The 21,296-nt window shown below is 62.3% G+C and carries 22 protein-coding genes; 14 read left to right on the forward strand and 8 right to left on the reverse strand.

The genetic code is table 11. The features are described from left to right. Positions 1–275 precede the first annotated feature (275 nt). Positions 276–590, forward strand: coding sequence for an ArsR/SmtB family transcription factor (locus BN3270_RS01520; RefSeq protein WP_058985498.1), 315 nt, complete (start codon positions 276–278; stop codon positions 588–590). Positions 591–678: 88 nt separating this feature from the next. After that, entirely contained in the window at positions 679–1,563 is an 885-nt protein-coding gene (locus BN3270_RS01525; RefSeq protein ID WP_058985441.1) for a radical SAM protein, read from the forward strand. Between the two features lie 278 nt (positions 1,564–1,841). Here the strand turns inward: BN3270_RS01525 and BN3270_RS01530 are convergent, their stop codons facing one another. After that, complete coding sequence (locus BN3270_RS01530; RefSeq protein WP_058985442.1) at positions 1,842–2,282, reverse strand: MerR family transcriptional regulator; 441 nt, start codon at positions 2,280–2,282, stop codon at positions 1,842–1,844. A gap of 105 nt (positions 2,283–2,387) precedes the next feature. Between BN3270_RS01530 and BN3270_RS01535 the strand changes: the two genes are divergently transcribed. The 3 genes from BN3270_RS01535 (at position 2,388) to BN3270_RS01545 (ending at position 4,727) form a co-directional block, all read left to right on the forward strand. After that, a complete protein-coding gene (locus BN3270_RS01535) occupies positions 2,388–2,927 on the forward strand; it encodes a flavodoxin family protein (RefSeq protein ID WP_058985443.1) in 540 nt (179 codons plus the stop codon). Between the two features lie 61 nt (positions 2,928–2,988). After that, on the forward strand, positions 2,989–3,753 hold the full coding sequence (locus BN3270_RS01540) for a carboxymuconolactone decarboxylase family protein (protein WP_058985444.1): 765 nt from the start codon (positions 2,989–2,991) through the stop codon (positions 3,751–3,753). 2 nt (positions 3,754–3,755) lie between these two features. Next, positions 3,756–4,727: an alpha/beta hydrolase gene (locus BN3270_RS01545; protein ID WP_058985445.1), complete on the forward strand. Its 972-nt coding sequence runs from the start codon at positions 3,756–3,758 to the stop codon at positions 4,725–4,727. Positions 4,728–4,923: 196 nt separating this feature from the next. On the opposite strand, the gene BN3270_RS01550 is transcribed toward BN3270_RS01545, so the two are convergent. From BN3270_RS01550 to BN3270_RS01560, 3 genes are all read right to left on the reverse strand, one after another. Beyond that, the gene (locus BN3270_RS01550; protein WP_148335445.1) at positions 4,924–5,304 is read right to left on the reverse strand and encodes an SIR2 family NAD-dependent protein deacylase; all 381 of its coding nucleotides are present in this window, start codon (positions 5,302–5,304) and stop codon (positions 4,924–4,926) included. A gap of 141 nt (positions 5,305–5,445) precedes the next feature. Then, a complete protein-coding gene (locus BN3270_RS01555) occupies positions 5,446–6,144 on the reverse strand; it encodes an SIR2 family NAD-dependent protein deacylase (protein WP_058985447.1) in 699 nt (232 codons plus the stop codon). Between the two features lie 3 nt (positions 6,145–6,147). Beyond that, on the reverse strand, positions 6,148–7,113 hold the full coding sequence (locus BN3270_RS01560; protein WP_271711865.1) for an SIR2 family NAD-dependent protein deacylase: 966 nt from the start codon (positions 7,111–7,113) through the stop codon (positions 6,148–6,150). Between the two features lie 143 nt (positions 7,114–7,256). On the opposite strand from BN3270_RS01560, the gene BN3270_RS01565 reads away from it, so the two are divergent. After that, entirely contained in the window at positions 7,257–7,817 is a 561-nt protein-coding gene (locus tag BN3270_RS01565) for a TetR/AcrR family transcriptional regulator (RefSeq protein WP_058985449.1), read from the forward strand. A 27-nt stretch (positions 7,818–7,844) separates the two neighbouring features. Here BN3270_RS01565 and BN3270_RS09580 read toward each other — a convergent pair whose 3' ends face one another. Further along, positions 7,845–8,114: a MerR family transcriptional regulator gene (locus BN3270_RS09580; RefSeq protein WP_167551307.1), complete on the reverse strand. Its 270-nt coding sequence runs from the start codon at positions 8,112–8,114 to the stop codon at positions 7,845–7,847. 246 nt (positions 8,115–8,360) lie between these two features. On the opposite strand from BN3270_RS09580, the gene BN3270_RS09585 reads away from it, so the two are divergent. The 5 genes from BN3270_RS09585 (at position 8,361) to BN3270_RS01595 (ending at position 14,069) form a co-directional block, all read left to right on the forward strand. Beyond that, positions 8,361–8,579, forward strand: a complete 219-nt coding sequence (locus BN3270_RS09585) for a hypothetical protein (RefSeq protein WP_058985451.1) — start codon at positions 8,361–8,363, stop codon at positions 8,577–8,579. 143 nt (positions 8,580–8,722) lie between these two features. After that, positions 8,723–10,060, forward strand: a complete 1,338-nt coding sequence (locus BN3270_RS01580; RefSeq protein ID WP_271711866.1) for a helix-turn-helix transcriptional regulator — start codon at positions 8,723–8,725, stop codon at positions 10,058–10,060. A gap of 206 nt (positions 10,061–10,266) precedes the next feature. Further along, a complete protein-coding gene (locus tag BN3270_RS01585; protein WP_271711867.1) occupies positions 10,267–11,931 on the forward strand; it encodes an FAD-dependent oxidoreductase in 1,665 nt (554 codons plus the stop codon). 76 nt (positions 11,932–12,007) lie between these two features. Next, positions 12,008–13,579, forward strand: coding sequence for an FAD-dependent oxidoreductase (locus BN3270_RS01590; RefSeq protein WP_058985454.1), 1,572 nt, complete (start codon positions 12,008–12,010; stop codon positions 13,577–13,579). 283 nt (positions 13,580–13,862) lie between these two features. Further along, positions 13,863–14,069 carry a hypothetical protein gene (locus BN3270_RS01595; RefSeq protein ID WP_058985455.1) on the forward strand — a complete coding sequence of 69 codons (207 nt, stop codon included), beginning with the start codon at positions 13,863–13,865 and terminating at the stop codon, positions 14,067–14,069. 142 nt (positions 14,070–14,211) lie between these two features. On the opposite strand, the gene BN3270_RS01600 is transcribed toward BN3270_RS01595, so the two are convergent. Next, the gene (locus tag BN3270_RS01600; protein ID WP_271711868.1) at positions 14,212–15,645 is read right to left on the reverse strand and encodes a helix-turn-helix transcriptional regulator; all 1,434 of its coding nucleotides are present in this window, start codon (positions 15,643–15,645) and stop codon (positions 14,212–14,214) included. A 247-nt stretch (positions 15,646–15,892) separates the two neighbouring features. Here BN3270_RS01600 and BN3270_RS01605 point away from each other — a divergent pair, with 247 nt between their 5' ends. After that, complete coding sequence (locus tag BN3270_RS01605) at positions 15,893–17,707, forward strand: flavocytochrome c (RefSeq protein ID WP_058985456.1); 1,815 nt, start codon at positions 15,893–15,895, stop codon at positions 17,705–17,707. Positions 17,708–17,806: 99 nt separating this feature from the next. Here the strand turns inward: BN3270_RS01605 and BN3270_RS01610 are convergent, their stop codons facing one another. Beyond that, the gene (locus BN3270_RS01610; protein WP_058985457.1) at positions 17,807–18,229 is read right to left on the reverse strand and encodes an HD domain-containing protein; all 423 of its coding nucleotides are present in this window, start codon (positions 18,227–18,229) and stop codon (positions 17,807–17,809) included. A 522-nt stretch (positions 18,230–18,751) separates the two neighbouring features. Between BN3270_RS01610 and BN3270_RS01615 the strand changes: the two genes are divergently transcribed. Further along, the gene (locus BN3270_RS01615; RefSeq protein WP_058985458.1) at positions 18,752–19,072 is read left to right on the forward strand and encodes an MGMT family protein; all 321 of its coding nucleotides are present in this window, start codon (positions 18,752–18,754) and stop codon (positions 19,070–19,072) included. A 141-nt stretch (positions 19,073–19,213) separates the two neighbouring features. Here BN3270_RS01615 and BN3270_RS01620 read toward each other — a convergent pair whose 3' ends face one another. After that, positions 19,214–19,795, reverse strand: coding sequence for a nitroreductase family protein (locus tag BN3270_RS01620; RefSeq protein ID WP_058985459.1), 582 nt, complete (start codon positions 19,793–19,795; stop codon positions 19,214–19,216). A 283-nt stretch (positions 19,796–20,078) separates the two neighbouring features. On the opposite strand from BN3270_RS01620, the gene BN3270_RS01625 reads away from it, so the two are divergent. Then, the gene (locus BN3270_RS01625; RefSeq protein WP_058985460.1) at positions 20,079–21,242 is read left to right on the forward strand and encodes a YkvI family membrane protein; all 1,164 of its coding nucleotides are present in this window, start codon (positions 20,079–20,081) and stop codon (positions 21,240–21,242) included. The last annotated feature ends 54 nt before the right edge of the window (positions 21,243–21,296 follow it).

A 21,296-nucleotide genomic window follows, 5' to 3' on the forward strand; every position in this document is an offset into this window, starting at 1 on the left:
ATTCCCTCTAGCCCGCTCGGGCCTTGCTCACTGGAGAAACCGGTTTGGCCCCGCTCCTCGCGCCGGCGGTTATTCCTCGCGGTTGTTTCCGCAGGAGAGATGGGCTGCCGGCGTGTGCCGGCTGCCGTCATGGGCACGAGGTGTAATGTTTTCAATTCTTTGGAAATGAACCCTGATTGCACGCCATGCAACGACGTCACAGGCTCGGCCCGCCCGGAAGGGGCGTGGTGCGAAGAATGTATTGACATATCGCGGTATTACGATATGATGTGCCCATGGACATGACAGAGACATTCAAGGCGCTATCGAACCCCACGCGGCTCCAGATCCTCATGTGGCTGAAGGACCCCGAGGCCAACTTCCCCGAGCAGGGAGGGCACCCCGGCGTGCCCGACGACCTGAGGGGAGGGGTGTGCGTGGGCTCCATCCGCGACAAGGCGGGCGTCTCCCAGTCGACAGCCTCGCAGTACCTCGACGTGCTGCAGCGCTGCGGGCTGCTTCTCTCCGAGCGTCACGGCAAGTGGACCTACTTCCGCCGCAACGAGGAAGCCATAGCCGAGCTGGCCCGTTTCGTGGGAGACGAGCTCTGACACCGCACCTGGGCGAACCGGAGAAGTGCCCTAGCATGCCATAACGCATCGACATATCACGATATCTAGTATTAAAGAGGACGAAACAATGCACTACACGGGACCGGTGATCAGGCCGCCCTACGAGGCGGGGAGCGTAATGCTTGAGGTGACGGTGGGCTGCACGCACGACTCGTGCACCTTCTGCACCTACTACAAGGGCCACCCCTTCCATCCCGCGCCGCTCGAGCAGGTGCGCGCCGACCTCGTCGAGATCGCGCGCTTCCGCCCCGGCACCGACCACATATGGGCGGCGGGAGGCGACCCGTTCTCCATGAGCGCGCGCAGGCTGCTCGAGCTGGCCGCGCTCGTGCACGAGTACCTGCCGGGCGCCACCATCTCCACCTACGCGCGCGTCGACAGCATGCGCAACAAGACGGTCGACGACCTGCGGGCGCTGCATGACGCGGGCTACACCGACATCATGATCGGCATCGAGTCGGGCGACGACGAGGTGCTCGCGCACGTGAGAAAGGGCTACACCGCTGCCGACGTCGTGGAGCAGTGCGGGAAGCTCGACGAGGTAGGCCTGCCCTACAACTGCATCTACCTGGGCGGGATCGCCGGCGCGGGGCGCGCAGAGGAGACCGCCGCGCGCTCGGCGGAGGTGTTCAACCAGATCCGCCCGCGGTTTATGTACCTCACCACCGTCACCGTCTTCCCCGACTCCGAGCTCGGCGCCGAGGTGGCTCGCGGCGACTTCGAGCCCATGAGCGAGCTCGAGCGGTTCCGCGAGTTCCGCGCGCTCGTGGCCGCGCTGGAGAACCCCGTCGTCGTCGACACGCGCCTGATCACCAACTCCATCGGCTTCGTCGCAGAGCTGCCGGCCGACCGCGAGGAGTGCCTGGCCGCGCTCGATCGCGCCATCGCCGGCTTCACGGAGGACGACGAGCGGAGGCTCTCGCGCAGGAGGGCGATGATGCGCATGGTCTGACGCCGGAAATCGTGACTGAGCGGCTCCGTTTTAACGTGCGCTGCCTGTCGCGCCACCCTGGTTCGGGGAAGGGTCGATTCATTTGATGACGTACCCTTTCGAGACGTGTATCGCCGAGAAGTTCGAGGCGGTGGTCAAACGCGGCGTCGCCATAGATCAAAGCCACCAGCGAAATAACGGGAATAACGGCCTCCGGACCCTCTGGTTCGGAGGCTTTCTTTTTCGTTCTGCCCAGAAAGAGCCCTCCCTTGCCGGAGTCCCATGGGCAGCGAACGGCTTTATCGAGCGTGCGCGTTTTCGTAGACGCCCTTGATTTCTTCCGGCAAATCGTCGGGAATCAGCGCCTTCAGCCTGTCCTCACCGCCATCTTGAATCGCCTGCTCGTAGTACCAGCATTTGAACTTCAGCATGTCCAGCGCGCGGTTCATGTTCGCGATCTCCGACTCCATGTGGGCCTTCCGCTCCTCGAACATGGCCTTCCGCTTGGGGTAAGTGGACGGGCCCTCGGCGCACCATTCCATGAACAGCCGGATGTCCTTGATCTCCATCCCTGCTTTCTTCAGGCATTCGATGACCCGAAGCGCCTCGAGTTCCGCATCGCCGAATCGGCGAATGCCGCACGTCCGTTCCAATCCCGGGAACAGCCCCTGTTTGTCGTAATACCGCAGCGTGGAAACGGGCAAACCGAACATCTCCGCCACCTGTCCGATTGTGTACATGGCCCCTCCGAATAAAGCTCGAATTGACTCCTTGACCTAAAGTCAGGTTTAGGTATTACCTTCATTCTCGTCAATATAAAGCGGGAACGCAAGGAGTACTCCCTAATGGGCAAAGCGGTTTTGATAGTCTCTTCAAGCCCTCGAAAGAATGGCAATTCCGAGACGTTGGCTGACGCCTTCGCCAAAGGAGCGCGGGAAGCGGGTCACAGCGTGGAGACCGTGCGCCTGCGCGAAAAGCAGCTCGGCTTCTGCAAGGGCTGCCTTGCCTGTCTGAAGCTGGGACACTGCGTCATCCAAGACGATGCCGTGGAAATTGCCGCTAAGATGCATGACGCCGACGTCCTGGTGTTCGCAACGCCCGTCTACTACTACAGCGTCTCCGGCCAGCTCAAGACCATGCTGGACCGCGCCAACCCGCTCTTTGGCTCCGATTACGCATTCACCGAGGCGTATCTTTTGGCAACGGCGGCGGAGGACGGGCGCTCGACCTTCGACGGCGTGAAAAAGGCCGTGCAAGGATGGGTCGACTGCTTCCCCCGCTGCACGCTTGCCGGAACGGTTTTCGCCGGCGGCGTGAACGGCGTGGGCGAAATCGCTGGGCGTCCCGCCCTGGAGCAGGCGCGACGAATGGGCAGGGGAGTCTAGGCGCGGCTGAGCTGCGCGGAAGCAGTTTTGCACTCAAAACCATCGACAGAAGGAATCAAACATGACGATTAAGCAGACGGCGGGCAGGGATGCCCTGGGGGACTTCGCCCCCAAATTCGCACAGCTCAACGACGACGTGCTGTTCGGCGAGGTATGGAGCCGAGAAGACGGGCTCTCCCTTCGAGACCGCAGCGTGGTGACGGTGGTGGCCCTGATGGCGCAGGGGCTGACGGACTCTGCGTTCCAATACCACCTGATGTCGGCAAAGAGCAACGGCGTGACCAGGACGGAGATAGCGGAAATCCTGACACATGCGGCGTTTTACGCGGGATGGCCCAAGGCGTGGGCGGCCTTCCGCATGGCGAAGGAGGTCTGGGTAGATGACGATGCCGCTGACGCGAGAGCCGAGCATCAAAACGAGATGGTCTTTCCCATCGGCGCCCCCAACGACGCATACGCGAAGTACTTTGTCGGGCAAAGCTACCTCGCGCCCCTTTCCACCGAGCAGGTCGGCATTTACAACGTTACGTTCGAACCCGGCTGCCGCAACAACTGGCACACGCATCACGCTAAAAGCGGCGGCGGACAGATTCTCGTCTGCGTGGCTGGTCGAGGGCTTTACCAGGAATGGGGCAAACCGGCACAAGAGCTGCGCCCTGGCGATGTGGTGAACATCCCCGCGGGCGTAAAGCACTGGCACGGTGCGGCGCCTGACAGCTGGTTCTCCCATCTTGCGGTGGAAGTTCCGGGTGAGGAGACCTCCAACGAGTGGTTGGAGCCCGTGGACGACGAGCAATACCTTAAATCGACTGACGAGGAGGCTTAGGCATGGAGCAGTTGAAACTGACGCAGGAATGGGACAAGGTGTTCCCTAAAAGCGAGATGGTGGAGCACGGCAAGGCGACCTTCCATAACCGATACGGCATCACGCTGGCGGCTGATGTGTACGTGCCGAAGAACGCGGAAGGCAAGCTGCCCGCAATCGCCGTCAGCGGTCCGTTTGGCGCGGTGAAGGAGCAATCGTCCGGCCTTTATGCGCAGAAGATGGCGGAACTGGGCTTTTTCACGCTTGCCTTCGACCCGTCCTATACCGGGGAGAGCGGCGGCACGCCCCGCTCTGTGGCATCGCCGGACATCAACACCGAGGACTTCTGCGCAGCGGTGGACTTCCTCTCGGTACAGGAAAAAGTCGATCCGGAGCGCATCGGCATCATCGGCATCTGCGGTTGGGGCGGCATGGCAATCAACGCCGCAGCCATCGACACCCGCATCAAGGCTACTGCCGCCATGACGATGTACGACATGACCCGTGTAACCGCCAACGGCTATTTCGACGCCGAGGATTCCGAGCAGGCGCGCTTCGAGAAGCGGAAAGCGCTGAACGCGCAGCGCACCGAGGACTATAGAAATGGCAGTTATGCGCTGGCGGGCGGCGTGGTCGATCCGCTGCCGGAGGACGCGCCCCAGTTCGTGAAGGACTATTACGCCTACTACAAAACCCCGCGTGGCTACCATCCCCGCAGCCTGAACTCCAACGGCGGCTGGAACGTGACGTCTTCGCTGTCCTTTTTGAATATGCCGCTTTTGCAGTATGCCAGCGAGATCCGCTCCGCCGTGTTGCTGGTGCACGGCGAGAAGGCGCACTCCCGCTATTTCAGCGAAACCGCGTACGGCAAGCTGACCGGGGATAACAAGGAACTGCTCATCGTCCCCGGTGCCAGCCACACCGACCTCTACGATCAGGTGGACGTCATTCCGTTCGAGAAGCTAAAGGCGTTCTTTGGGGAATATCTGAAATAAGGCGCACCTTGCTTTTTGCTTATTAGCGGTCGTGGCGCCTTACGAGAAAGGTTCTCGTAAGGCGCCACGCTGGGCGGACTCGAACTAGCGATTGGGTTATTTCATCTTGCCGACAGGATGCTTATTACCTGGAATTTTGTCTGTTTTGTCCTTGGGACAAAAACGAAACTGAGCGCCTGCGGACAGTGGCTAAAACTCACTCCGCGTCATTCGTCGCCGGCCCGCGCCGCCGCGAGCAGCGGGCGCAATCGGCCTGGATCGCCTCCGCCTTGCTCCCGAGCTGCAGCGGGGCTGAGCCACCCGAGATGTTGACGCCCAGCAAGTGCGCATCCGGCAGCTTTGCGGTCATGCTCCAGAACGGGAGCGTGATGATGCCGGGGGTCATGTCGCCCACGCCAAGCTCCAGCAACAGCACGCGGCAATCGGTGCGCTCGCGCACGAAGCGCTCATATCGTTCGATGCTTTCGCGCCATACCGCGCCCTGCAGAAATGTGTCATCGCGCACCCACGGCACAAGCTGCCAGCCGCAGTGCGGGCATCGGGGGACATCCTCGCTGCGAATCTCGAACCTCGCCATGCCCGCGAGCATGCGCTCGACGTAGGGACCCGCGTCGAAGAGCTCGTCGCAGCATGGTTGCTTGCATTGAAGGTGCGCGAAGCTTCCCTGATAGTTGCAGGTCCTCTCGGCGGGAACGTCTTTTCGACCTGGGTGTCCACTCTAGAGGCGGCATCGGGCGATCTCCTCGAAAGCCGGGGCCAAATCGCCGTCAACGAGAATCGTCTCGCACGAAGCGTCGGGCGCCATGGCCTGGCTGTAGTTGAACACGATGTAGGTGGCGTGCTCGCAGGCGTTCGCGATCTGGGCGAGCATGTGCTTTATGACGCCGTTGCGCAGTCCCACGCCAAGTTCGAGGATGGCGACCCTGCCGTTACGATGGGTGCGCACAAGGCGCTCGAGCTCGTCGAGCTGGGCCATGGCGAGGGCGTCTGGATGAGCGAGACGCATTTCGTCGACCGACGTGCGCGTGCTCCCCTCAGTCTCGAGTACGCGGTTCTCGTTGAACCCTGCACGTGCGAAGTGTCCGTCGATATTGCACGTGATCACGAAGGTGTCAGCGTGCTCCGTAAGACGCCGCAGCCCGTTCATGAGCGGGCTGGGCTCATACTCAGTATACTCCTTTTGATGGAAACGCTCGGCCCATCGGTGTCGCACGTTTGCATCCGGAGAGGCGAGCCCCTGCAGTATGCAGCCGATGCCGTCGGCCTGAGCGAGGTCCCCGTACGTCTCTTGGAAATGAGCATTGGCGCTAAAGAGGTTGAGCCCCTCCGCCATGTCGAGCCCGTTGCTGGCGCCGATGATGACAAGATCCGCCTCGGAAAGCGCCCTGCCTATGCGAACTGCTTTTGCCGTCTCCATGTGCTACCTCCCCAGTGTCTTGCGCACGTCGGCGAGCACGTCGGCGATGTCGGCGCGAACGGCGAGCCCCCGATCCTCGATCGCGCGGGGGAGAAACTGCGTCTTGTCGTTCACGGCGATGTAGCTAGCCTTCGGCAACTGCGCCGTGAGGGCCCAGAACGGCTCCTGGATAAACGCAGGCGTCATGCGGCCCACGCCCAGCTCGAGGAAAAGAATCTTCTGCCGCGCGTGCGCGTCGAGCCAGTCGGATACCTTGCGGTACTGCTCCTCGTAGAGTTCGCCCTGCAAGAAGTTGCCGTAGCCGCGAACCCAGGGAAACGCTTCGGCTCCGCAGTGGGGGCAGCGTGGTACGAGTTCTGTCGGAACCTCTAGGCCGTCTCCCATGGCCTCTACCATGTGGGAGACCGGCTCGATGGCGTCCCACACTTCATCGGTGCAGCAACGGGAGCACTGGAAGAAGCGGTGGTCGCCTTGAATCTCGGCTACCTTCTCCCAAGGGTAGATTTTCATGAACTGCGTGTCTTGGTTGGTGGTGATCACGAAGAAGTCTTTCTCGGCAAGAATGGCGTCGAGGTCCTTGTAGGGCTTGCGCAGCGGGGCGTTGAGCGTGGTGTCGAGGAAGGTGGCGAGATATCCCCAGCGCGTCTCGGCGGTGGGCCAGCGGTAGAACGACCCCTCGAAGGCGCCCCTGAAACCGTAACGCTCGGCGAATTTGCCGAAATGCCTGCGATAGGTCGCGTTGTCCTCGTAGTAGAAGTCGCCGCCGCCCGCCGCGGAGAGCCCGGAGGCCCCGCCCACCAGCACGCAATCAGCTTCCTCGATCATGCGGGCGAAGTCCTTGATTTGCTGGTCGTAGGGCTCGGGCTCACGGTCACTCAGCTCATAGGGCGTGCCGCCGCTGCGGTAGGCCGCCTGATGGGAAAACGATTGGTTGGTGAGTTCGATAACGAGCTGCTCGTATAGGGTCACTTTATACTCTCTTTCAGCTATAATGAACAGGTGTCTATAAAAAGTATCAATGTTGATTTGCATCAGAGCAATGAACAGCTTCGAGCTGCTGTCGATAAACGAGCGGCTGCTGGATATTGTTGAGCGCCGCAATTGGAGGGGCCATGGAATCGGGGAAAATCGATCGTCGTCGACGCTATACGCTTTCGGTCATACGGGAGGCGTTCTTTGCGCTGCTGGCCGAGGTCGGCTTCGCGAAGATGACGGTAGCGGATATCTGCCGCCGCGCCGATATCAACCGCGGCACGTTTTATCTGCACTACGACGACAAGTTCGCGCTGCTCGACGCGCTTATCGACGAGGCCCTGACGGCGGCGCCGCCGCTCGAGGGAACGGAGGCGGCTGCCCTCTGCCAGCGCCCGCCGGCAAACGACGACTCTTACCTGCTCTACTCGGATGACGACGCGTACGCCCGCGTGGCGCAGCGCGTCGTCGAGCGCAGTGCCGAGCAGATGGTTCCCGCGATCATGGAGAAGACCGGGCTCTCGCACGAGGACGCCTACCTGCTCTTCGTTCACAACGTCCAGGGAAACCTCGCGGTCAACCGCCTACTCGGTTGGAAACGGGGACCTGAGTTCGCCCACGCGCAGGAGCTGCTCGGCGCCTATTCCGAAGGGGGCATGCGGGCGGTGTCGGGTCGTCACGATTCTCGCAGCTCATCTTGAGTGTGGACCCATCCCGGGCGGGTGGCGCTATCGAGCGTGGGCGTTTTCGCATGCCTTCCTGACACTGTCCGGCAAATCGTCGGGAATCAGCGCCTTCAGCCTGTCCTCGCCGCCATCTTGCATCGCCTCCTCGTAGTACCAGCATTTGAACTTCAGCATGTCCAGCGCGCGGTTCATGTTGGCGATTTCCGACTCCATGTGGGCCTTTCGCTCCTCGAACATGGCCTTGCGCTTGGGATAAGTGGACGGGCCCTCTGCGCACCATTCCATGAACAGCCGGATGTCCTTGATCTCCATTCCCGCAGCCTGAACTCCAACGGCGGCTGGAACGTGACGTCTTCGCTGTCGTTCCTGAATATGCCGCTTTTGCAATACAGCAGCGAGATCCGCTCCGCCGTGTTGCTGGTGCACGGTGAGAAGGCGCACCTTGGTTCAATGCCAAGCCCCCAGCCCCGATTCTTCCAGCCATGGTCACAGCATACGACGTTTGACCTGCGGAAACGTGCAGGGATAAAGCCGCTAGTGTACCGCGTGAGGAAAGGCATGAAGGAGCTGGGTATACGGGGAATCGGCCCGAACCCCAAGAAGAAGACCACGATCCCCGACGAGGACGCTCCGGCCAGGCCCAATTTGATAAAGCGCGACTTCACGAGCCCGGTGGCCACCTGCAAGCTCGTGGGCGACATCATCTTCCTCAAGACCAGGGAGGGCTGGCTCTGCCGGGCCACCGTGATAGACCCGTGCGCGAGGAGGGCAGCTTAGAAAGGGAGCGTTTCCCTCTGTCCCGCCTTTTTGTTGTGCGGACGCGTTCGATTCCAGCTAGACTTGCAACGGAGCAAACTTTGCACAACGTTGGATCGGCGGTCGGAAGCATTATGAAATCCCTCTCACTATCGAAGGAATCCTTGGGTCGAATCGGCGTTGCCGCGTGCGCATTGTCCCTTCTTGACCTTTCAAGCCTGTCCATGATCTCGTCCATGGGCGGCGTGCCGTATCTTCCAGGCCTGCATCCTTCGATATTGTTCGTCGCCATGCTGGCCGTTGCCTCCATTGCGTTCGCGCTGTTCGGCGGGCGGCCGCTTTCGCTTCGTGCGCACAAAGCCGCCTTCTATCTGTTCGCCTTCGTGGCGGCGCTGGGGCTTCTGGCGCTTTGGACCGCGCCCGCGCTTTCCCTGGCAAGCTTCTGCGCCTATTCCATTGGTTACGCGTTTCTACTCTTTTTCCTGCTGGAGCTGCTGCTCGAGGTTTCTTCGATCGAGCTTGCGCTGGCCATCGTCGCGGGGCTCGCTATCTCCACGGTGGGTTCCCTAGCCCTGAACGCGATCGATGCATGGCCGTTCGCGTGCGTTATAACGCTGCTCGGCGCGCTGTCCTGCATCAAATATCTGGACGAGACGCTGGGCTCTTCTGAAACGGAGCCGCAACGCGCCGAGCTTGGCGTGGACCCCAAGATTCTTTGGGGAACGCTCTGCGGGCTCTTCTTGGCGGGCCTTTCGATCGCCATCACGCAAAACATCACGGCAATGCAGGACGTCGCAAGCCCCCTGTACCCGGAAATCACCTCCATCGTTGCGCTTGCGCTTCTGGCGTATCTGTTGCTGTTCACCAGCGACACCAACGTGTCTTCCGCGGTGAAGCTCATTTCAAGCCTTATCGTGGCCTCGCTGGTCCTGCTGCTTCTGTCCGATCGGCTTGAATACCAGGCCTACCTGCTGTCGAGCGTCGCATATGCGCTCATGAGCAGCCTGGCCTATTACGTGGCGGTGCTGGTTGCCAAGTCCCGGGTGTTTGCGCCCCTGCGAGTGTTCGGCGTCATGGGCGTCGTGCTTTCGTCCGGGGCCATCGTCCTTGTGGCCTTCGCGCTTTTGGGGCTGAATGTTGCCGACCGCACCTTCATCGCGGGCCTTACCCTGGTGTTCGCGTTGACGACCATCTGGCTTATGGGCGACCGCGGCATCGACCAGCTGGTCAGCCCCAAGCAGCCCGCTGCAGCAAGCGACGATGCCGGCCCTTTGCGCTTCGAGGAGAAGATTCGATCGGTCGCACAGACCGCAGGGCTCACGCCCAGGGAGCAAGACGTGTTCGAGCTTGCCGCAATCGGCCGAAGCGTTCCGTTCATTGCCGAGAAGCTGGTGCTCAGCGAGAACACGATAAAGTCCCATTTGCAGAAAGTCTACGTCAAATGCGGGGTGCACTCGCGTCAGGAGCTTATCTCGCTGGTCGAGGACGCAGCGGACGCCTAGGCCTCAGACGAGGTTTGGGCTTCGGCGGGGATTCACAACCTTAGTGCAAAACCCCAGATGAAACGCCTGCACCCGATTCGTATGTACGGCAATTTTCTGCAATATCGTACGTTTCGCGTCTTTTTTCGGCGGTCTTAACGCCCCTAGAATCCTTCTCAGCCAAACGCCCCCAGCAATGCGGGGCACAGCACATGGAGGAGGAAATCATGACTACGAACGAGATGACGCGCAGGGGCTTTCTGGGTCTTGGGGCCGCTGCGGGCGTCCTGGCGGCAGGCGCAGCGCTGGTTGGCTGCAGCCCGAAGCAGAGAACCGGAGAGGAAAGCAAGGAGGCCGCCGTCGAAGGGCTTGAAACCATTGACGAGAGCCAGATTACCGACACGGTGGACTGCGACGTGGTGGTGTGCGGCCTGGGCGTTTCGGGCGTGGCGGCGCTGCGTGCGGCTGCCGAGTCCGGCGCGAAGGTGATCGGCGTGGAAAAGACCAGCATTCCCAACTGCCGCTCCAGCATGTTCGCTGCGTTCAATTGCGATACTGCCCGCCAGCTGGGCGTGGAGGACATCGATCCCACCGAGATCGCCAACGAGCTCATGATCCAGATGGCGCACCGCGGCGACTTTCGCGTCATCAACAAGTGGCTGGCCAACTGCGGCGAGGCCTTCGAGTGGTACGTGGGCGCCTACGACGGCCTGCTGATGGTGGGCCCGGAAGACGAATTCCCCGAAGATCCCAATCAGATTTACCTGTACGCCGACACCATGACCCCGCCGTACCGCCCCGGCATCGACCACGAGCGCACCTTCGCCGGCTGCTGCTGCGTGGGCGGTGGCGACGAGACGCATCGTCCCATCCTCGAGGCGAATATCCAGAAGGCCTTGGACACAGGCAACGCGCAGACCTTCTTCGATTCGCCCGTGGTGCAGTTGGACGTGGCCGACGGCCGCGTGACCGGCGCCGTGTGCAAGAATCTGGCCGACGGGTCGTACACGCGCTACGTGGCCGCCAAAGGCGTGGTGCTGGCAACCGGCGACTACAGCTTCAACGACGACATGCTGAAGCAGTACATGCCCTGGGTGTACGCCAACAAGGACAAGTACCTGTTCTCGCATGAGGCCATGGACAAGAACGGCAAACACGCCAGCATGGGCGATGGCCAGCGCTTGGGCATTGCCGCGGGCGGTCACGTGGACGTGGAGCCCCACGCCGTCATGGCACACATCTTCACGTTCGGCGCCGAGTTCTTCCTCGAGCTGAACGAGCACGGCCAGCGCTTCTGCAACGAGGATCTGAGCATGGCCAACATCGCCAAGGTGATGGTAAACCAGCCGGGCAGCAAGGTGTACCAGATTCTGGACGCCACGGCTGAAGATTACTACCCAGTGGAATCGATGCTGGCTAACATCCGCAGCTACGGCGACGGCGAAATGTTCTCGGCCGAAGCGGACACGCTCGAAGACCTGGCCGCTCAGCTGGGATTTACCGGCGAGGACGCGCAGGAGTTCGTGGCCAGCGTGGAGCGTTACAACGACCTGTGCGCGAAGGGCCACGACGACGACTTCGGCAAGGCGGCCGAGAAAATGCACGCCATTGCCACGCCTCCGTTCAAGGCCATCACCTACGACATGCTGAAGCACACCTCCGTTGAGGACGTCAGCTGCATGCGCCTTCTGGTGACCATGGGCGGCCTGGTCACGAACGACAAGGCCCAGGTGCTCGACGACGACCTGAATCCCATTGCTGGTCTGTACGCTGTGGGCAACACGCAGGGCGGTCGCTTCGTGGACGATTACCCCTTCAGCCTGACCGGCGCAAGCCACGCCGCGGCGCTCACCTACGGCTACCTAGCCGGCAAGTACGTCGCCCAGCAGTAAGGCATACCGAAATCTGTGCCCGGCTCAGCTCGGCGAACCGGGCATTCTTTTTGTTCTAAAGGAGAAGGGACCCATTATGGACATGACACGCAGAAACTTCCTGGCAGCAGCCGGCGTGGCCGGCGCAGGGGCCTTCGCCACGCTTGCGGGGTGCTCGGCACCCGCCCACCGCCAAAAGTCCTCAGACGCATCCGACGGTGTGGTACAGGACGCATCCGCCGCCAACGTCGTCGAGACCGCGGACGTCGACGTGGTGGTCGTGGGCTCCGGCACCGCGGGAACCTATGCAGCCGTGCGCGCCGCCGAGAACGGAGCCAACGTGCTGTGGCTGGAGCAGAACCAGGATCGAGGGGGCACATCGGCCATTACGGAGGGCATTGCCACCATCGGTGGCTACGCCATGCGCGAGCAGGGGCTGGACCTGAAGCTCGACCAGCTGTATCACGACTTCATGGAGTTCCAGTCGTGGGGAGCGTCGCCCGAGGTGCTGTCCATGTATCTGACGAACAACGGCCCCGCTACCGACTGGGCCATCGACCATGGCGCGAAGCTACAGTACAGCCCCATGAGCGAGGACACCTACTGGGGCAGCGTGTGCTTCGACGACGAGGGGAACTTCCTGCACATGGGCGAGGGCATGCTTCAGCCGCTGTGGGACTACGGCGACACCATGTCGAACCTTGAGCTGCGTACGGGCGTCACTGCGTCCGATCTCGTGATGCAGGACGGCACCGTGACCGGGCTTTTGGCCGAGGGCGGCAAGGGCACCATCCAGGTGAACGCCAAGGCCGTGGTGCTGGCAACGGGCGGTTTTGCCGACAACCCCGACATGATGAAGCAGTACGTTGGCGCCGAAGAGGGCGAGATCGTCATCGTGGGCATGGGCGGCCGCATGGGCACGGGCGTGAAAATGGGCCTTTCCGCTGGCGGCAGGATGCACGGGCAGTCCGCCATGATGTACACCTTCGGCGCCGTAGAAGGGGCATCCGGGTTCAACGACATCGTGAACATGGTGTTCTGCTGGGACGCAACGCTTTCGGTGAACGAAAAGGGTGAGCGCTTCTTCAACGAGGCCGCAACCGTAAACGACCGGACGGACTTCCGCAACCTTTCCGTGCGCAACCAAAAGACGGCGTGGTCTGTGGCTGACGCGTCCTACGTGAACTCTATTGCCGAGATGGGCCAGGTCGACTACGTTACCGGTAAGACCGAAGGCGACCTGATGCAGGAAATCGAGTCGTATGATTCCATTGTGTCCGCCCAGACTTTGGACGAACTTGCAGAGAAGATGGGCGTTCCCGCCGATGCGCTGAAGGCGTCGGTCGAGCACTACAACGCCATCGCCGACGGCGAGCCCGACCCCCGTTTCGGTCTGACCGGCGAGTCCGTCATCCCCGTTCTCGAGGCTCCGTACTATGCGGCGAAGATTGTCCCGTCCGCGTACGGCACCGAGGGAGGTCCGCTGACCAACGACAAGATGCAGGTGCTCAGCGACGAGACTGGTGAGCCCATTCCCGGCCTGTACGTCGTCGGTTCGGACAACGGGTCCATGTACCACACGAACTACCCGATGCACATCGTCGGCGGCACCGCGCAGGGCTTCGCCGCCGCCAGCGGTTTCGTGGCTGCCAACGCGATTACCGCGTAGCCAACCGTCCAACTTCAGCCCCCCCCTCCAAAAATCCGACCAGAAGAGAGTCTCTCCTGGTCGGATTTTGCATAAATGGGGACAGTCCCTTTTATGCTTTTATGCGATCGGCCGCTTGCTCGGCAGCGGGGCCAGAAAATGAGCTGTGCCAAGATTTCGGACACAAAACGCCGCTCCATTTCTAAGCGAGCTGCTGTTCGCCATACCCGGAATGGTGCGCGACCGCCACGACGACCTGCCCGCGTGCCTGCTCGCGTCCTAGACGCCCGAGCAGCTCAACTACATGCACGACATGGCTTGGTGGCGCGCCAACCTCGAGCAGACCGGGGACGCCGAGATCCTCGACATGCGCGAGATGGCCTGCACGCACGAGGCGTGGGCCGACTGGCTCGAGTGCGACAACGGATACGCCGCAGGCGACCGTGCCGCCGTCGAGGCCGGAGCCCTTGCCTACCTCAATACCATCGCCGTGAGGCTCAGGCGCAGGTAGCGCCAAACCCTAGCTAGAGGGCGATGGCACGGGCCGTGTCGCCGACGTGAAGGCGCTGCTCGCCGTATCCCGCGTTGACGGACGATGGGGGAAGGCGGCTCTGGCTGCGGGGTCGCGCTTTCCGCTGCCTGCGTGGCCGTCTTCATCCTTGGCTGCGGTCGTCGGTCTCGCACAGGGCCAGCAGCTCCTTGCGGCTGTGCACGTCGAACTTGCGGTAGATGTGGTTGATGTGGGCCTTGATCGTCCCCTGGGCCACGAAGAGCTCCGCTTCCATGTCGGCCATGGTCTTGCCGCGCACGAGCAGCTGGAGCACTTCGCTTTCGCGCGGAGTGAGCCCGTGAAGGCGGGAGAGGTCGGACACGCGCATCGAGATGTGGGCGGGGCGGTCGGCTTCGTCGGTCCCCAAGGATTCGACTTTGATGCCCCATTTCGAGAAGATGTTGCGTTCTGAAACGAAGACGACGACGAAGACGGCGATGAGGGCTGCCGTGAGCGTGTAGAAGATGGCCTCTGCGGTGAGGGGCATCGCCTGGGAGGTGACGAGCGCCCCGAAGGCCCAGCCCGCAAGCTCTACGAGATAGCGGATGCCGCGTTCGATGCCGTTGATCCATACGGCGCTGATGCCGAACCGATAGGTGATGTTGCTCATCACGAGCATGATGAACATCGACAACATGGTGTAGCCGGCGTCGTAGCAGAGCGCCATGAGCCAGCCGGCGTGTCCCCCGGCTGCGGGCTGCATGAGCAGGAAGCCCACGATAAAGAGGGGAAAGGCGAGTTGGTAGATCGTGTCGAAGTTGAACCAGCGCGCCTGCGAGAGCGCGCCCAAGAAGACGAGCGCCGTCACAAGCATCGCGCCCGCCACGTTGCCGCCCACGAGCGGCTGGGCGGGAAGGGTTCCGAAACCGCCGGCGAAGGTGCAGGCCGACATGAGCAGGATGGGCTTCCAGGGAAAAACGCGCGCAGCGTCCTTGCGCGTGGCGCGCGGGAGCTCGTGATCGGGCAGATGGCGCATGCTCAACCGGACGTCGGCAACGCTGACGAGGGGCAACACGAGCGCAAAGAACATGAGGTAGCCGGCGCTCATGCCCATGAAGAGCCATTTGATGCATTCGCCGACGAAGATGGCAAGGGCGTGGTAGATGGCAACGCGCATAGGGTTGAGCGACCCGTAGAATTCAGCCCACATGAGGATGAGCGAAGCGAGACCGGCACCCGCAGACACGAGCCCGGCCGCCTTGAGCAGGGGAAGGGGCGCGAAATTGTAGGCCACGAGCAGGGTCGACCCGCCGATCATGGTCGCCAAGGTGACCGCGACCATGCGGTTATTGGCCCACAGGGGCGTGATGCGCGATGCCAGCAAGGCCAGCACGAGAGAAGCAACGCCGATAGCGCCTTCGAAGACAAAGTAATCGAAGATCCCGACAGCGGGGAAGGCCCCGTAGCGGAAGAAGATCGAAAGCCAGGCGCGATAGATTCCCACGCCGAAAAAGACGATGGGTATGGCGACGATACGACGGGCGACAGCGCCCCAACGCATACGGAAATCCGGCATGCGGCAGGCGGTGCGAATCACGAGAAATCCCTCCCTTCTCCTCGTAATGCGCACAACACTATATCAGAACCGTTCTCCGCGCGTGGTTTATACGCGGTTTCTTACTGTTGGGGGCTGTGCAAAGGCCCAGTTCAGCGATGGGTTAGGGCAAGGGTTAGGGAAATAACCGCTCCAGTCGATTTCCAAATGCCCCCGCAATGCCTAGGGTCGAGGCATGCGGAAGGTTGAGGGATCCGCGTACACGATACTGCAAGGAGGGGCATTCATCATGAAAAACGTATCAAGACGTTCCTTCGTCACGGTAGGAGCCGTCGCCGCGTTGAGCGGTGCTGCGGCATTGGCCGGGTGCGCGCCGCACGGCTCGTCTTCGAAGGGCGCTTCGGGCGCCGCCGACGGTGCCTGGGTGGGCCACGGCGTCGGCAAGCATGGCGACGTGGAAGTAGAGGTTGCGACCAAAGACGGCAACATCGAGCGCATCACCGTGCTGAAGTCGCGCGAGACCACCGGCATGGGCGACGTCGCTATGCAAGAGCTCACCGACCTGATCGTCAACAACCAGACGCTCGACGTCGACACGGTGTCCGGCGCCACGCTTTCGAGCATGGCCTTCACCACGGCCGTTGCCGACGCACTCGACCAATCGGGGGCCAAGTCTGAAGAATGGAAGAAACGCGACCATGCCGCGCTCGAGCGCACCGACGGCGTGCCCGAAAGCGCCGACGTCATCGTCGTGGGCGGCGGCGGAGCCGGTTTTGCGGCGGCCATTACCGCAGCCAACAAGGGCAAGAGCGTCATCCTGCTCGAAAAGCTCGGTATCGTGGGCGGCGACACCTGTCTGTCGGGCGGCGAGATGGCCGTGCCGGGCAACTGGATCCAGAAGAACGCCGGCGTGTCCGACAGCCCCGACCTGCTCGCCCAAGACATGCTCAAGGGCGGCGACAACGTGGGCGACCCGGCGCTCGTGAAGGTCATCGCCGACGGCACGCTCGACTCGTCGCAGTGGCTCACCTTCGAAGCCGGCGTGTCGTGGGAGCATGACCTGCTCTTCTTCGGCGGCCATTCCGTGAAGCGCTCGATCATCCCCAAGGGCCACACGGGTTCCGAAATGATCGCCAAGCTTTCGGCGCGCGCGTCGAAGATCGACAACATCACCGTGGTGCGCAACATGCGCGCGACCGAACTAGTGAAGGACGCTTCGGGCAATGTGACGAGCGTGAAGGCTGAAGACCAGCTCACGGGCGACACGCACACCTTTACGGGCAAGGCCGTGGTGCTTGCCTGCGGCGGGTTCGGCAGCAACGTCGACATGCGCGTGAAGTACAACCCCGACATGGACGACAAGATTCTTTCTACCGACAGCGTGGGCGCCACCGGCGACGGGCTCACCATGGCGAGCGCCCTGGGGGCCAACCTCATCGACATGCAATACATCCAGACCTATCCGACCTGCGACCCCGAAACCGGCGCCTTGCTCTACGTCGACGACATGCGTCTGGAAAGCCGGGCCATCATGATCAACAAGGAAGGCAAGCGTTTCGTCGAGGAGCTCGGGCGACGCGACGTCTTGTCCGACGCGATCAAGAACCAGACGGGCGGCATGGCCTACATGCTGTGGGACCAGTCGGCCGTGGACGACACAGGCCTGCTCGCCGAGCATGAAGACGAATACGAGAACCTGGAAAGCCGCGGCATCATCGTGAAGGCTGACACGCTCGAAGAAGCAGCCAACCACTTCGGCATCGACGCGGACGCTTTGAAGCAGACGGTCGACACCTGGAACAGCTACTGCGCCCAGGGCAGCGATCCCGACTTCCATTACCGCGACACGATGACCCCCATCAAGGACGGCCCCTACTACATCAACTCCTACAAGCCGGCAGTGCACTACACGATGGGCGGTCTGCACATCAACACCGATGCGCAGGTGCTCGACGATGCCGGCAAGGCGATTCCGGGCCTCTTTGCGGCAGGCGAAGTGGCCGGCCACAAGATGGGCACCAACCGCTTGGGTTCTTGCTCGATGGCCGACATCTACACGTTCGGTCGTATCGCCGGCGCCAATGCGGCTGATTTCGCCAAGTAGCCCCCTCCTGGTCGCTTGAGCCCTCACCGGCTTCGAGCGGCTGCCTTTCTGCGGCGGGCCCGCACGTGCGATGCGTGCGGGCCCGTTGTTTTGTGCGCGCTAGTCGTTGAGCAGGGCGATGGCGCGGCGGTATTTTGCTACGCGTGCGCGGTCAGCGTCCGTCACCTTCGGCAGGCGGGTAAGGTCGCTGTTGTGGGCGAGGTCGGCGAGCTTGACCGCGCGGGCGAGCTCGTTGCGCTTCAGGTTCGTCACGTAGTCCAGGTAGGGCACGCTCTTGTCGTGGGTGAGCAACTTGAGGGCATCGATTACGTCGCTTTCGATACCGGCGGCGCGCAGGTCGTCGAAGGTCAGCGGCGTGTCCTCCACGACGTCATGCAGCCAGGCCACGGCCTTGGCGGTATCGCCCTGCACGTGCGCGGCCACGTGTGCCGGATGCTCGATGTAGGGGGCGCCGGCTTTGTCGGTTTGCCCTGCGTGCGCTTTGCGCGCGATGGAGCGGGCGATTGCTTCTTGCGGTCCCATGTGCGGCCTCTTTCTGCGCGGGTGCGCTTTGGATTCTATCAGGGCGGTGTCAAAGCTGGGCTTCGGCGCGAACGGTGCGTTGGTCGGAAGCCGCCGAGTTCGCGGAGCCCTCATAGGCCTGCGCCGTTTGTCGCCGAGCACGCGGACGTCTTGACCGCCCCCGTTCGTCCCATCCGCTGCCGGCTCTGGCACAGATGTGCCGATGTGCAGTAGATTTCGCGGGTCGCTGGCGCAGATGTGGCGATGTGTAGTTATCGAACGGGCGAGTTTGAGGGATTTCAGCTCGGATTGCAAACAAAACCCCAGGTCACGCATTTTGTGGGCACCTGTGCGCAGGAATCCGATGCTGCACATCGGCATTTCCCTGCCACCGTTCCTCGAAAACAACCGCATTCCGCGCGATTTGAGCCATCGTGCCCCGAAGCCGACCATGCTTCGCGCTTCCTTGCCACACCTCAGTCCTGAAACGACGTCTATGATGGTTCGGAGCTCAATCGTTTGCGAGAGGGGAGCGTTCGGTACATGGACGAAGGGTTCTTTCAGCGAGTGTACGATGTCGTGCGGCAGATTCCCCGGGGCCGCGTCACCACCTATGGGCAGATCGCTCGCATGATCGGCGAGCCGCGGAAGGCCCGCTACGTGGGCTTCGCCATGCACGCAAGCCCTGGCATGGCGGGCGGCGTACCCTGCCATCGGGTGGTGTTCGCCGACGGGAGGTTGGCGCCGGGCTTTGCTTTCGGCGGCCCCGATGAGCAACGTCGCATGCTCGAAGAGGAGGGCGTCTCATTCCTTTCCAGCGGTAAGGTCGACCTGCGCCGCTGCGGCTGGCCGCAGGTGGACTGACCGCCTCGTCTCTCTTTCGTTCAGAGGCGCGGATCGGAGCGGCTCTCTGCGGAAGCCGCTCGTCGAACGGGCTCATGTCGTGTTTCTCGCGAAAAAGCGATGCGCTCACAGCTTCACGGGCTGCGAGCGCGAAACGCATGCTTACACGAATTCGTAGCGGTTGATCTTGCGGCGCGGGGCTTTGCCTTCCTTGGCGGGATAGCCCAGGGTAAGCAGAGAGCAGAACTGCCCGTTGTCGGGCGCGAATGCGGCGCGTAGGTTTTCGCCGACGCCGGCATCGAGCGGAGCGGTGAGCCAGCAGCTCCCGATGCCCTTGGCACGCGCGGCTACGAGCATGTTCTCGATGGCGGCGCCGATCGACAGGCTTAAGACCTTGGGGTCTTTGCCGTTGAAGTCGGGCTTCTGCCAGAAAACGAGCACGTAGACGGGTGCGCCGCCCAGTTGGCGAATGAAGGAGCAGGTTTCTTCCACCACTTCGGGATGTCCTTCGAATGCCTGCTGCAGATCGGGCTCGACGCTTTTCGCCACCACGCCCATGAGCTCGTCGACTTTTCGCTTGGCTTCGGGACTGCGCACCACCACGAAGTGCCAAGGCTGCATGTTCGAGCATGACGGCGCGTAGAGCCCGCATTCCAAAATCTCTTGTAAGTCCTCGTTGCTGACCGGCTGGTCGGTGTAGGCGCGGATGCTGCGGCGGGTGAGAATGGCTTCCCTGGCTTCCATGGGGTTCCTTTCGCTGGCGGCTCGCGACGATGCTTGCATTCTAGCAACGCGGCGCCCGACCGTATCATTCATGCTCGGGGCGAAAACGCGCCCGCATGTGCGGCCGGATTCAATGGCGCCCGCGTGCTCGGCTTCCGGTCCGCCCTCGCTGTCGCAGCCCCTTTACGAATCTCACTATCGTGCTACACTCTGCGCTAGTACATTGCCCCGGTGCATGGGGGCGGGAACGTCGAACCGCACGCTTGCCCGCCTTCATGCGGGGAACAAGGTAAGGAGCGGCGACATGTCGGAAGACGTTCAAGCGCCCGCGCAGGCGGGCGCACGCAATCAATCGGCGAGCGGAGCGCGCATCATCCAGATCGGCGGCGCGGTCATGGGATCCATCGTGGGGTCCGGTTTCGCGTCGGGCCAGGAGGTCCTGCAGTTCTTCACCTCCTACGGCATCCCGGGCATCTGGGGCGCCATTCTCACCACGGCCCTGTTCGCCTTCATGTGCGCCGGCGTCACGTACTACGGCTACAAGTTCGCCGCCTCCCAGCACTTCAGCGCCTTCCGCCATTACTGCGGGAAGTATTTCGGCATGTTCCTCGACGTCTTCTGCGTCCTGTTCTGCTTCAGCGTGGCCATCGTCATGACCTCGGGCGCCGGTGCCATGATGGAGCAGCAGTTCGGTCTGCCCACCTACGTGGGTTCGATCGGCATGGCGGCGCTCGCCCTGTTGTCGACCATGCTCGATATGGACAAGCTCACGCGCCTCCTCGGCAGCCTTGCGCCGATCTGCATCGTCTACATCATCGTGGTTTCGGTGATCACGGCGGCCGCCAACTGGGGCAACCTGGGTAACGCCGACGCTATGGTCGCCGCCGCCGACGCCAACGGCGAGGTCCTGCGCGCGGTGGGGTCGGCCGGCATCGGCTTCGCCATGTTGTCCGCCTTCAACTACGTGGCCCACAACGTGCTCGCCGTAACGCCCTTCATCTCGAAAGTGGGTTCCACGGCCGCTTCGCAGAAGGAAGCCGTGTGGGGCGGCATCGTGGGTGGCATCATGCTCGGCCTGTGCGGCCTGGCGCTTAACATCGCCATGCTCACCACTTACGACACGGTGCACACGGCCCAGCTGCCCGGCCTCGCGTTCGCCCAGGCGCTTTCGCCTGTGGCCGGCGGCATCTTCGTGATCGTGCTCGTGATCATGATCTACAACACGATCGTTCCCATGATGCTCAACGTCACCAACTTGTTCGTCAAGCGCGAAGAGGATCCCGTCAAGTACCGTATCTTCATGATCGCCTTGGCCGTGGTCGTGCTGCTGGGCGGCCAGTTCCGGTTCTCGCAGCTGATCAACGTGATCTACCCGTTCGTGGGCTATTTCGGCATCGCCTTCCTCGCCATCATGGCCGTTCAGCTCATCCGCTGGAAGTGCGCCGGCAAGCCCGAGCCGCAGGATTAGCGCTACCATGGGGCCGTGCCTGGGACGCTCGGGAGTCGGGCGCCCTTCCAGAGA

This window comes from Hugonella massiliensis (assembly GCA_001486445.1).
Taxonomy (GTDB): Bacteria; Actinomycetota; Coriobacteriia; order Coriobacteriales; family Eggerthellaceae; genus Hugonella; species Hugonella massiliensis.